Genomic DNA, 12,385 nt, shown 5'->3' with positions numbered 1-12,385 from the left:
CCCCAGACCAACGAGGTTGATGAGGATCAGCAGCGATATGCCGACGATGACGCCCGGGATCAGGATCGGCAGCCTTGCGATGGCGCTGATGGTGGCGGCCAGCGGCGAGCGGCCGTAGAGGTCCATGTAGGATACGGTTATGCCGCACAGCGTCGCACCCGTGGCGGCGAAGGCGCCGATGGCGAGGCTGTTCAAGAGTGCACCGGTCAGCGCCGAATTGCCGAACAGCGTCGCGTACCATTGCAAGGTAAAACCTTGCAGCGGAAACGCTGCCTGGATCGAGTTGTTGAAGGAAAACAGCGGGATCAGCAGCACCGGCAGATAGAGAAAGACCAGATAGGCGGCGATATACATGCCGAGCCAGCGGCCACCTCCGTGCGTGCGTGCAGTGCTCATGTGCGGCTGCCAAATCTGCGGTCGGCGAAGCGCGCGACCAGCACCACGCACAGGATGACCAGCATGACGGCGACGGAGAGTGCTGCGCCAAACGGCCAGTCATTGGCCTTGCCGAATTGCGCCTGGATCAGCGTGCCGATCATGGTGCTGGCCGGGCCGCCGACGAGCGCCGGCGTGACATAGTCGCCGACCGTCGGCACGAAGACGACGAGGGCTGCCGCCAGCACGCCCGGCATCGAATTGGGCAGCACGATCCGGCGGAAAGAGGTGAATGGCCGCGCGCCGAGATCGGAAGCGGCCTCGATCAGCGATTTCGGGATGGTGTCCAGCGCCACGTAGATCGGCAGGATGGCGAAAGGCGCATAGGCGTGCGCCAGCGTGACGACGACGGCGGCCGGCGTGTTGAGAAAGGCCAATGTCGGCTCGGACCAGATGCCGCTTTCGATCAGCGCCGAGTTCAAAACGCCATTGTAGGCGAGCACGATCTTCCAGGCGAAGACGCGCAGGAGATAGCTGGTCCAGAACGGCAGCGTCACCAGGAACAGCAGCAGGCCGCGCCGCCGGCCGGTATGGAAGGCAAGGTAGTAGGCGACGGGATAGGCAGTGACGACCGTCGCCAGCGTGACCAGAGCGGCAATGATCAGCGAGCGCAGCGTCACCGTCCAGTACAGCGGATCGGACACCACGGTGACGAAGTTCGCGACGGTGAAACCGGCGCCGAGCAGCGAACCGTCATTGCCGCGGAAGGCGAGGAAAAGCACGAGGCCAAGCGCAAACAGGATCAGCAGGAAGGTGACCAGCGCGCCCGGCAGCAGCATGGCGACCCGGAAGCCCTGGGAAGACCGGGCCTCTGGCGCTGATGTTGCAACTAGGGTCGACATCGACCTGCCTATTGGAAATTTGAAATTGGCCTAGAGTTTTTCATATCCATGAAACTGTCAAGCAGAATCCCCTAACGGAACTCCAAGGAGATAAAGCGCCCTGGTCAGCGCTCCAACGCATCGAGCAGGCGATACCAGGCGATGGTCGCGGCGACGCCGACCTGGCGGAAGGCGTGAAACGGGATCGGCCGGATCGGCGAGACCGGGAAAGGCAATTGCCTGGCGTCGCCACTTTGGAGGTAGCCGGCGATGCGCTCGCCAAGCGCAGTCATCAGGCCGACACCACGACCCTGGCAGCCGACCACGGCGAGCAGGCCTTTCTCCGGCTCGTGGATGTGCGGCAGGTGGTCCGGCGTCATCGCAACCCGGCCGAACCAGCGCTTCTCGATGGGAACGCCGGACAGCGAGGGATAGAGCCGTACCAGCGCACGCTCGAGATGCGCCCAGTCGCCGGCGCTCGTCGGCAGCGCCATGCGGCCCCGTCCGCCAAGCACCAGCCGGCCGTCGGCGCTCTTGCGGTAGTAGACGAGGATGCGCCTGGAGTCCGACACCGCCTGCCCTTCCGGCAGGATCGTGGCCGCCAGATTGGACGGCAGCGGCGCTGTGGCGATCTGAAAGGAATGCAGCGGCACGATCGTCTGGGCGAGACCGGGGATCAGACCGTCCGTATAGGCGTTTGTCGCCAGCACGACCGCCTTTGCCTGCAATTCCAGGCCATTTTCGATCAAAATACGCCAAACACCGGCGGCATTGGCGAGCCGCACGACCCTTTGGCGCTCTGCTATCCTCACGCCAGTCGCGGTCCCGACCCGGGCAAGTTCAGACGTGTAGGCGAGCGGATCGATCACACCGGCGCGGCGGTCGAGCCAGCCGCCGAGATAACCCTGTGCGCCAGTCCTGGCTGCGGTCTCCGCTGCGTTCAGCAACCGGACGTCGGCACCGCGCGCGTGCCATTGCCGGTCGCGGTTCGTCGCCGCCTTCAGCGCGGCCTCGGTGTGCGCCGCCTGGATCCAGCCATTTCGAACGAACGGCACCGCCAGATTCTCGTCGCGGATCAGCTCGAACACCGCGTTGGCGGTCGACGCCGCGAAATTGACAAGCGCCTCGCCGCGCTCCGGGCCAAAATGCTCCAGCAACCATTCCGGATCGTATTTCAGGCCGGGAATGACCTGGCCGCCATTCAAGCCTGATGCGCCCTGGCCGATCTCGCCGGCGTCCAGCACCTGCACCGACAGGCCAAGCCGGGCGGCATGCAAGGCAGTCGACAAGCCCATGATGCCACCGCCAATGATGGCGAGATCGACCCGTTCGCCATTGGGAAGCGATTGAAACGTGGAAGCTGCCTGCGGCCTGCGCCAGATGGGATCGGAGAATGCTGTCGCCAAGGGTCACCTGAATGCGCTGCGATTGGTGAAAATCCTAGTCAGAATTTCACAATTTTGAAAGAGCACCATGGCTTTCGCCTGTGGACTGCCGCCGAGACGACCGGAGACCCAGAGTTCCGATCGCCTGCGACGGGATAGACCTTTGACGGGAATCCGGTGAAAGTGCCACGCCGATCCGGCTAGCCCACATTGTCGATCACTTCACCACATTGCCGATCACTAAGAGGACAGAGCGCCATGACGAACCCGACCCACCTGCCCAGCGAGGGCCTTTTTGTCGGACGCGCCAGAAGCAGCGGTGCTGCATACCCGCTGGTCGTCACGGTTCGCGATGGCACGGTCTTCGACATCACCTCGCGTACGGCACCGACCATGCGCGACCTTTGCGAGATGGCCGACCCGGCTGGGCATGTCCGCTCGGCCGAAGGCAGACCGATCGGTTCGCTCGATGACATCGCCGCCAACAGTTTTGAAACCGGGCGCGATCCAGCAAAACCCTACCTGCTCTCCCCGGTCGACCTGCAGGCGGTCAAGGCATCGGGCGTCACCTTCGTCGTCAGCCTGCTGGAACGGGTGATCGAGGAACAGGCGCGTGGTTCGGCTGAAAAAGCCGATGCCATCCGCGCCGACATTGCCGGACTGATCGGCCACGACCTGTCGAAGCTGAAGCCCGGTTCGCCCGAAGCGATGGAGATCAAGGCCAAGCTGATTTCGCGCGGCGCCTGGTCGCAATATCTGGAAGTGGGCATCGGCCCCGATGCCGAGATCTTCACCAAGTGCCAGCCGATGGCCTCGGTGGGCTTCGGCGCCGATGTCGGGCTGCACCCGGTGTCGACCTGGAACAATCCGGAACCCGAGATCGCCATGATCGCCGCCTCCAGCGGCAGGATCGTCGGCGCCACTATCGGCAACGACGTCAATCTGCGCGACGTCGAAGGGCGTTCGGCGCTGCTGCTCGGCAAGGCCAAGGATAACAATGCCTCGGCCTCACTTGGCCCCTTCATCCGCCTGTTCGACGAGAAATTCTCCATCGATGACGTCAAGCGTGCCGTCGTGCGCCTGAAAGTCGAGGGCGAGGACGGGTTCTCGCTGGAGGGCGCAAGCTCGATGGCCGAGATCAGCCGCTCGCCGGAGGAACTGGTCGCCGCGGCCATGGGGCCGCACCACCAGTATCCGGACGGGCTGGCGCTCTATCTCGGCACCATGTTCGTTCCGTCCAAGGATCGCGGCGAGAAGGGCAAGGGTTTTACCCACAAGGTCGGCGACATCGTCACCATCTCGTCGGAAAAATTCGGCGCGCTGGTCAACCGCGTGCAGCTGTCGCCAGACTGCCCGCACTGGACCTACGGCGCCAGCCATCTGATGCGGGAGCTGGCGAAGGCCGATCTTATTTAGCCAAGCCTTGGCCCAGGGCCACCATCAACGCAATGTTGGCGCCTTATTACTCGTGACCTCGTCGGACTGGAATCCAATGACGATACTTGATGTTCGCCGGCACACCATGAGGCGCAAGCCTGGCGCGCACCTTTCTCGAGAAGGAATCGAACTAGCGCGGTTTGTAGCCCAAGGGGCTGACTCTTATGAACTTGTTGTCACAAGCGAAATTCCACGGGCAATCGAAACCGCAATTGCGATGGGTTTCGAAGTAAATGAGTTGATTGCCGAACTTGGAATTCTTCCCAAAAATATACTCGAAACGATCTCGTGGCCGAGCCCGTTGGCGGAGGTAGAACGTGTACTCCGATCGGACGTAGACTGCATTGCATTTGCTAACACCCAAGTGCGACTGTGGACGAGCATAGCTGCCCGAGTTCCCAACGAAGCGACGGGCTTATTGGTGACGCACGGTGGGATCATCGATCTCGGCGTTGTCGCGTTCCTGATGGCCAGCAAACGTCCTATCGAGGGAGAAGCCATCGGATACTGCGAGGGGCTCCGACTAGAGTTCACCAGCGGAAGACTCACCAATGCCGAAATGCTGCGAGTGCCCGAGCATCTGCATTTGTCGGATACCTAACGGAACAAATCGCCTTGCTCGCCTGGCGGCCGATCGGCTGTGGAGCAACCTGCGCGCCGACCATGACGAGGACTATCTGCTCGGCTAGCCTCGACACCAATTATCCGACAGTCGGAAAATCACCTCAACTGATGCAATCTGATGGGACGGCTGATGACGCCCCGTCAGGCGCCCACTACACCTGCAGATGGAGGCCTGGCAGATGGAGGCTTGCCATCCGTCGAAAAAGGGGATGCTCTGACGCATCCGATCGGCGCTGGCAAAAGACGCAAAACAAGGGACGGATTTTGAACTGACGATCTACAAACGGGAGGAAATCAAATGCTGACACGGCTAAGACGCGTTCTATACGGCCTGTTGGTGGCGCTGATGGTGGTACCAGCAGCGGCACAGGCCAAGACGTTCTACTGGATTTCGCATGGCGGTCCGGCCGATCCGGTCTGGACCTACTTCCTGGCCGGCGCCAAGCAGTGGGCCAAGGACACCGGCAACACGGTCAACACCTCGTTCCACAACGGCGATGTCGCCTCGCAGCAGGAAGCGGTTCGCGCCGCCCTCTCCGCCAAGGCCGATGGCATCGTCACCACGAGCCCCGATCCGGGCAGCCTGATCGAGATCGTCAAGGAAGCGCGTGCGGCGAAAGTGCCGATCATCAATTTCAACACGCCTGATCCGAAAGCCGATTTCAACGCCTATGTCGGCGGCGACAATGTCACCTTCGGCAAGCATTGGGCACAGTATCTGGTCGACAAGGGCCTGGTGAAGAAGGGCGACTTCGTCTGGATGCCGGTCGAAATCCCCGGCGCCACCTATGGCGTGCAGGAAGAGGAAGGCATCAAGAGCGTCTTCGAGCCGCTCGGCATCACGTATGAAATCACGGAAGCGACGCTTGATCAGGCTGAAGTGATCAACCGCATGGTCGACTACCTCACGGCGAACAAGGCCAAGGTCAAGGCGATCATCGGCCTAGGCGACCTCGTCACCGGCTCGATCAAGCGGGTGTTCGACCAGGTCGGCATCAAGCCGGGCGAAATCCCGGTCGTCGGCTGGGGCAATTCGCTCGACACCACCCAGGAAGTGCTGAACGGCTATGTCAATGCCGGCCAGTGGCAGGACCCGCAGGCGACCAGCTATGTCGCGCTTTCGCTGGCCAATATGGCCGCCGGCGGCATTCCTCCGGGCTTCAACGTCATCACCGGCGCGCTCTATGAAAAAGACACCGCGCAGATCTACGACGACATCCTGTCCGGCAAGTAACATCCAATCTCAACAGTCGCGGCCGCCCAACGGTCGCGACTGGCTCTCCATTTCGCCGAGCCCTTCGCACGCGATGTGCAACGCTCAGCCTTCCACTCATGTCGCGGATTGCCTGTGGAAAATCATTCGCTCGTCCCACGCCTGATCGCACGGCCGGAATTCGGCCCTTTCGTGCTGCTCGTCGTCGAGATCGCCGTTTTCTGGAGTTTCAACCACGACTTCCTGTCGCCGCAGAACATCTCCAACACGCTGGCTTTCACGGTCGAGCTCGGCCTGATCGCGCTGGCGATGACGCTGTTGATGACGTCCGGCGAGTTCGACCTCTCGGTCGGCTCCCTGTTCGGCTTCTCGCCGGTCTTGATGTGGACCCTGTTCAACAGCGGCCTGACCTCGCTCGAAGCCGGCTTTGTCGCCGCGCTGCTGGTCGCCGCCTTCATCGGGCTGGTCAATGGCTGGTTCGTGACGCAGCTCAAGATCCCATCCTTCCTGGTGACGCTCGGCATGCTGCTGGTGGTGCGCGGCACCGCCCTTTTCGTCACCGACGGTTTTCCCCAGCGCACCTGGAGTGCGGAGGGCAGTTGGCTGGCGGAAGCGCTGGTCGGCGACTTCTTCATCGGCCCGTTCCGCATCTACATGTCACTGTTCTGGTTCATCGCCGCGGCGATCGCGCTCGGCTACGTACTGACGCAAAGCCGCACCGGCAACTGGATCCAGGCGGCCGGCGGCAACCCGAGCGCGGCGCGGGCGCGCGGCGTCAATGTCAGCGGGGTCAAGATCGGCCTGTTCGTGCTGTCGTCGGTCATGGCCTCGCTTGCCGGCGTCATCTCTTCGTTGCGCACGTCCGCCGCCAACCCCAACAGCGGTACCGGCTATGAGTTGGAAGTCATCGCCATGGTGGTGATCGGCGGTACCGCACTTACCGGCGGGCGCGGCACGATCATCGGCACCGTGCTCGGCATCCTGATCCTGCGTGTGATGCGCAACGGCATCGTGCTGATCGGCGTGCCTGGTCTTGCCTATAACATCTTCATCGGTGCCATCATCCTCGGCATGATGGCACTGCATTCATGGCTGGAACGCCGGCATCAGGCGGGGACTTGAACCATGGCCGAGCCACTGATCCGCATGACGAACATCCGCAAGTCCTACGGCCGCGTGCAGGCGCTGGAGGATGCCAATTTCCATGTCAATGAACGGGAGATCGTCGGCTTGCTTGGCGACAATGGCGCCGGCAAGTCGACGCTGATCAAGGTGCTTTCGGGTGCCGTTCCGCTGACCAGCGGCGATATCTTCATCCGTGGCAAGAAGGTGAGCCTGCGCAGCACCAGCGACGCCATCGCCCATGGCATCGAGACGATCTACCAGGACTCCGCACTGGTCACGCAACTGTCGATCGCCCGCAATCTGTTCCTCGGGCGCGAGCCGATCAAGCCGCCGCGCTTCCTCAACCGGATGGACCAGGAGGCGATGAACACGGTTGCCCGCGATTTGCTCAAGCAGGTCGGCATCACGAAGAACATCCCGCCGACGACGCCGATCGGTTCGCTTTCCGGCGGCGAGCGTCAGGCGGTGGCGATCGCGCGCGCCATGCATTTCGACAGCGACCTGATCATCCTCGACGAGCCGACCAACAATCTCGGCGTCGCCGAAACACAGGGCGTGCTGAGTTTCGTGCGCAGCGCCCGCGATTCCGGTCACTCCTGCATTTTCATCGCCCACAACATCCACCATGTCTTCCAGGTGGTCGACCGCATCGTCGTCATGCGCCGGGGCAAGGTGGTCGCCGACGACATCGACCCGAAGACGACCAGCGTGGCGGAGGTAGAGCGGATCATCACCGGCATGTCGGACAAGGAAATCCGCGATGCCATCACCGATGGCAAGCCGTCGCACTGACTGTCGGGTGATGGCGGCAATCACCGCTGCCTCAGATCGCATCGCTTGTCTGGCGCGGCATCGCAGGGCGCATAGGTAGCGGCATGAAAGCCACCGTCTCGGATATTGCCCGCAATGCGGGCTGTGGGTAGCGGCATGAAAGCCACCGTCTCGGATATCGCCCGCAATTGCGGGCTGTCGACCGCAACGGTCGACAGGGTGCTGAACAACCGGCCGGGCGCGAGTGCGGCCAACCGCCAGCGCGTCATGGAGGCGGCCAAGCAACTCGGCTACCTGCCGGTCGCCGATCAGGTGACGCTGCCCTCGCGGCCCGCCCACCTCGAATTCCTGCTGCCGATCGGCAGCAATGCCTTCATGCGCGATCTCGCCGGGCATATCGAGGACTACGCCGCGCGTCTGCCGCTTGTCGCCTCGTGCCGGATCCACAATCTCGCCGGTATCTCGCCGAACGCGCTGCAGAGCGCTGTCGAAAACCTGTCGCTCAGGGCCAATGGCGTTGGCGTGATCGCTGTCGATCATCCGCGTACGCGCAACATCCTGCGCGACATCGTCGAAGCCGGCATGCGTGTGGTGACGCTGGTGTCCGATGTTCCGACGGCACCGCGCGCGGCCTATGTCGGCATCGACAACCGGGTGGCGGGACGAACGGCGGCGCTGCTGATGGGACGCTTCCTTGGCGGCCGCACCGGCCATCTGGCGATGGTCGTCGGCTCACGTTCCTATCGCGGCCACGAGGAACGCGAGATGGGTTTCCGCTCGGTGCTCAATGAGGAGTTTCCCAATCTGACCGTCAGCAGCGCCGTCGAGATCAACGACGAGCCCGATGCCAGCTACACCGAGACCATGAAGGCACTGCACGACGAGCCAGAGTTGCTCGGCATCTATTGCGTCGGAGCTGGACATTCGGGCGTTGCAAAGGCGATCCGCGAGGCCAGGCCGAACCGCAAGCCGGTGTTCATCTGCCACGACCTGACCAAGGACACGCGCGGTCATCTCGTCGACGATCTCGCCGATGTCGTCATCGACCAGAATGCGCGGCTGATCGCCGAGCAGTCGGTCATTCGCCTGCTCGGCTCGATTGCCTCCTCCGCACCCTATCTGACGCGCAAGTTCATCGAACCGCGCTTGATCTTCAGGGAAAACGTGCCGGTGCAGTGAAGCAGGCGGCCTGCAAAAATGCCTGTTGCCGGATTTGTATGATAATTGGCACGGCAAATCTGCACAGCAGCTATGCAAGTTTCTTTGTTGCCGAATCGTTGGGCAACTCGTAGGTTCTGGTTGTCGGCCATCTACTCCTCCCAGATGCGATGCCGACGCTGAATGGGGTGCACCTCCTCCCGCGCCACATTCGAAAATCGAGCCCGCTGCCACCTCCTCCCGGCAGCGGGCTTTTTTCGTTTGGCCGCCGGAGTTTCCATACCGCCTGGGTCAACGGCGTACGCGGCCCTCCGTCATAGAGCCGTAACCCGCCAACAATCGTGGCGAATCTCAACCGGCGGCAGCGCCCCGGAACGAAACGATCAGCCCTTCGGCCATGCGCACGAACTGGGTGCTCGGACCTTCGGTACCCACGGTCTGCACGCTGACACGCGCGCCCTCGAACAACAGCGACAGCGTATCGGCGAGCAGTTCGGCCTGACCAATGCCGGCATCCCGACATAGCGTCACAAGGCGCGCGCGCTGGGCTTCCTTGAGCTCCTTGATCACCAGCCTGGCCGGATGGTCCGGCTCGGTCAGCTCAGCGGCGGCGTTGGCCATGTCGCAGCCGCGGCCGTCCGCATTGAGCATGGCAGCCGCCTTGCGAACCCAGGCATGCAGTTGGGCAAGCTTGTCACCAGGGAATTCGGCCTCGAATGCTTCCCACATAGCGCCGGCCTTGGCCGCATTGGCGCGCAGGCATTCGACGATCAGTTCGTCCTTGGATTCGAAGTGACGATAGAGCGTCATCTTGTTCGTGCCGGCAGCTTCGGTGATGGCGTCGACGCCGACGCCCTTGATGCCATGCTTGTGGAACATGTCGCGTGCCGTCTCCAGGATCCGATCCCGGGGACGAGAGCGCTCCACGATGCCGTCTGCCATCATGATCTCCTTTCGTTTCCAAAAAACCCTCGGCCACCTCTTGACTAGGGTGTTACCGGTCTGTAACTTCCAGAATGTTACTTACTGGTAACACCTATATCGTCCACCGTCAATAACAAGGCCGTGAACGGCCCTGCCAGACGAGAGGGGCGAGAAACTGCCAATCATGCGGCCTCGGCCGGTGAAGAGATGAAAACGGTTCGCGAGCACGGGCTGCGAATCGACAGACAAGGAGCCGGCCATGCCACAGCGCCGCGATCTTACCATAGATGAAGCCGTCCGGGATCCGATGATCCGGCTGGTCATGAAAGCCGATGGCGTCGACCCGCGCGCCTTCGAGACGATGTTGCGCTCGCTCGCCGATACGCAGCGTGGCGAGGTGCCGTTGCTGCGTTCGCGGGACGGCCTCGGTGACAAGCGCGGCCAAAGGCTGTCCAGGGTTGCCAGCGCCTTCGGGCGGGCAACAGCAGCCGGAGAGGCGTGCGTGTCGTGGTAAACTTTTTCATTCACCGTCCGATCTTCGCCTCGGCGATCGCCATCATCATGGTGCTCGCCGGGTCGATTTGTTATTTCCTGCTGCCCGTCTCGCAGTTTCCCGACATCACGCCGCCGCAGGTCGTGGTCAGCGCCCATTATCCGGGCGCCAGCGCACAAGTGGTGGCCGACACGGTGACGACGCCGCTGGAGCAGCAGATCAACGGCGTGCAGGGCATGACCTACATGTCGTCGACGAGTTCCAATGACGGCTCCTCGACCATCACCATCACCTTCGATGTCGGCTATTCGCTGAGCACCGCCGCCGTCGACGTGCAGAACCGCGTCTCGCAGGCCGCCTCGTCGCTGCCGGCGATCGTCAACCAGGGCGGCGTGACGATCAAGAAGCAGAATCCGAACTTCGTCCTGATCGTCAACCTGACTTCGCCCGACAGTTCGGTCGATCCGGTGGCGCTGAGCAACCTTGCCTATCTGCAGGTGGTCGACCCGCTGAAGCGGCTGCCCGGCGTCGGCGACGTGCAGATCTTCGGCGAGCGGCGCTATTCGATGCGCGTCTGGCTCGATCCCGACAAGCTCGCCAATCTCGGCATCACCGCCGTCGATGTGCAAAACGCCATCGCCGAACAGAACGTCCAGGTGGCGGCCGGCAAGATCGGCCAGTCGCCGGCACCCGCCGGCACCGCCTTCGAGATGCAGGTCAACGCCGTCGGCCGCTTGAGCGATCCCAAGGAATTCGGCGACATCGTCGTGCGCGCCAACACCGATACCGGCTCGCTGGTCAGGCTGCGCGACGTCGCCCGCATCGAACTCGGCGCGCTGCAATATTCGTCGTCTGCCTTCTTCGGTAAAGACCCGACCGTGGTGCTTGCCGTTTACCAGATGCCCGGCTCCAACGCGCTCGATCTGCAGCAGCGCGTCAAGGACAAGATGCAGGAGCTGTCGGGCCGTTTCCCGAAGGGCGTGTCCTATGCGATGCACTACGACACCACCCGTTTCGTCTCGGCGTCGATGCATGACGTGCTGATCACGCTCGGCGAAGCGCTGGTGCTGGTCGTCGCCGTGGTGTTCCTCTTCCTGCAAAGCTGGCGCACGACGATCATCCCGACCATCGCCATTCCGGTGTCGCTGGTGGCGACGCTGGTCGTCATGGAGATGCTCGGCTTCTCGCTCAACATGCTCTCCCTGCTCGGCATGGTGCTGGCGATCGGCCTCGTCGTCGACGACGCCATCGTCGTGGTCGAGAATGTCGAACGACAGCTGGAGGCCGGGCTCAAACCGCTTGCGGCGACCAAGGCCGCAATGACCGAGGTCACCGGCCCGATCATCGCCACCACCGCGGTGCTGATGGCGGTGTTCGTGCCGGTCGCCTTCATTCCCGGCGTCTCCGGCAAGCTCTACAACCAGTTCGCACTGACGGTGGCGATCTCCGTCGGCATCTCCGCCTTCAACTCGCTGACGCTGAGCCCCGCGCTCAGTGCCGCCTTCCTGCGGCATCGCGGCGAAACGCAGTTCGCCCCGTTCCGCTGGTTCAACACCGGCTTCGACAGGCTGTCGCACGCCTATGCCAATGGTGTGCGCATCCTCATCCGTTTGCGCTGGATCATGCTCGGCCTGTTCGCGGCGGGGCTGGTCGCCACCTACTTCGTCTGGCAGCGCCTGCCCTCGACCTTCCTTCCGGTCGAGGACCAGGGCTATTTCTTCGTCGTCATCCAGTTGCCCGACGGCGCATCGCTGGAACGCACCGACGCGGTGGCGCAGAAGGCACGCGACATCCTGCAGGCGACGCCCGGCGTCGACATCGTCGGCTCGATCAGCGGCCTGAACTTCCTGACCAGTGCCGCGCAATCGAATTCGGCGGTCGAATTCGCCATCCTGAAGCCATGGGAGGAGCGGGGCCCCGACCAGAGCGCATCGAAGCTCGTCGCCGATGTGCGCGGCAAGCTGATGCAGATCCCGGAAGCCTTCGCGCTGAGCTTCGA

At 62.8% G+C, this 12,385-nt stretch carries 11 protein-coding genes and 1 pseudogene; 8 read left to right on the top strand and 4 right to left on the bottom strand.

Annotated elements, in window-relative coordinates:
* The 3 genes and pseudogenes from EOA22_RS11075 to EOA22_RS11065 form a co-directional block, all read right to left on the bottom strand.
* Positions 1–396: pseudogene (locus EOA22_RS11075) on the bottom strand (ABC transporter permease); the annotation flags it as partial.
* Entirely contained in the window at positions 393–1,277 is an 885-nt protein-coding gene (locus tag EOA22_RS11070; protein WP_063167636.1) for an ABC transporter permease, read from the bottom strand. The gene EOA22_RS11070 and the pseudogene EOA22_RS11075, both read right to left, overlap by 4 nt.
* Before the next feature lie 104 nt (positions 1,278–1,381).
* A complete protein-coding gene (locus tag EOA22_RS11065; protein ID WP_063167635.1) occupies positions 1,382–2,662 on the bottom strand; it encodes an FAD-dependent oxidoreductase in 1,281 nt (426 codons plus the stop codon).
* A 237-nt stretch (positions 2,663–2,899) separates the two neighbouring features.
* Between EOA22_RS11065 and EOA22_RS11060 the strand changes: the two genes are divergently transcribed.
* From EOA22_RS11060 to EOA22_RS11035, 6 genes are all read left to right on the top strand, one after another.
* Positions 2,900–4,057 carry a fumarylacetoacetate hydrolase family protein gene (locus EOA22_RS11060; RefSeq protein WP_063167634.1) on the top strand — a complete coding sequence of 386 codons (1,158 nt, stop codon included), beginning with the start codon at positions 2,900–2,902 and terminating at the stop codon, positions 4,055–4,057.
* Between the two features lie 76 nt (positions 4,058–4,133).
* Complete coding sequence (locus EOA22_RS11055; RefSeq protein WP_064995104.1) at positions 4,134–4,679, top strand: hypothetical protein; 546 nt, start codon at positions 4,134–4,136, stop codon at positions 4,677–4,679.
* Positions 4,680–5,000: 321 nt separating this feature from the next.
* The gene (locus tag EOA22_RS11050) at positions 5,001–5,936 is read left to right on the top strand and encodes a substrate-binding domain-containing protein (RefSeq protein WP_063167633.1); all 936 of its coding nucleotides are present in this window, start codon (positions 5,001–5,003) and stop codon (positions 5,934–5,936) included.
* Positions 5,937–6,050: 114 nt separating this feature from the next.
* A complete protein-coding gene (locus EOA22_RS11045) occupies positions 6,051–7,037 on the top strand; it encodes an ABC transporter permease (RefSeq protein WP_013532869.1) in 987 nt (328 codons plus the stop codon).
* 3 nt (positions 7,038–7,040) lie between these two features.
* Complete coding sequence (locus tag EOA22_RS11040) at positions 7,041–7,832, top strand: ATP-binding cassette domain-containing protein (RefSeq protein WP_063167632.1); 792 nt, start codon at positions 7,041–7,043, stop codon at positions 7,830–7,832.
* A gap of 135 nt (positions 7,833–7,967) precedes the next feature.
* On the top strand, positions 7,968–8,990 hold the full coding sequence (locus EOA22_RS11035) for a LacI family DNA-binding transcriptional regulator (protein WP_063170185.1): 1,023 nt from the start codon (positions 7,968–7,970) through the stop codon (positions 8,988–8,990).
* A 330-nt stretch (positions 8,991–9,320) separates the two neighbouring features.
* Here the strand turns inward: EOA22_RS11035 and EOA22_RS11020 are convergent, their stop codons facing one another.
* Positions 9,321–9,911, bottom strand: coding sequence for a TetR/AcrR family transcriptional regulator (locus tag EOA22_RS11020; protein WP_013532873.1), 591 nt, complete (start codon positions 9,909–9,911; stop codon positions 9,321–9,323).
* Between the two features lie 241 nt (positions 9,912–10,152).
* Here EOA22_RS11020 and EOA22_RS11015 point away from each other — a divergent pair, with 241 nt between their 5' ends.
* Positions 10,153–10,407: a hypothetical protein gene (locus EOA22_RS11015; protein WP_024502614.1), complete on the top strand. Its 255-nt coding sequence runs from the start codon at positions 10,153–10,155 to the stop codon at positions 10,405–10,407.
* A partial coding sequence (locus EOA22_RS11010) for an efflux RND transporter permease subunit (protein WP_164755359.1) occupies positions 10,401–12,385 on the top strand: 1,985 nt, incomplete at its 3' end. The genes EOA22_RS11015 and EOA22_RS11010, both read left to right, overlap by 7 nt.

This window comes from Mesorhizobium sp. M7A.F.Ca.US.014.04.1.1, from assembly GCF_003998745.1.
GTDB classification, from domain to species: domain Bacteria; phylum Pseudomonadota; class Alphaproteobacteria; order Rhizobiales; family Rhizobiaceae; genus Mesorhizobium; species Mesorhizobium ciceri.
Note: the sequence above shows the minus strand (reverse complement) of the source record. Positions and strands in the feature narration are given on the sequence as shown.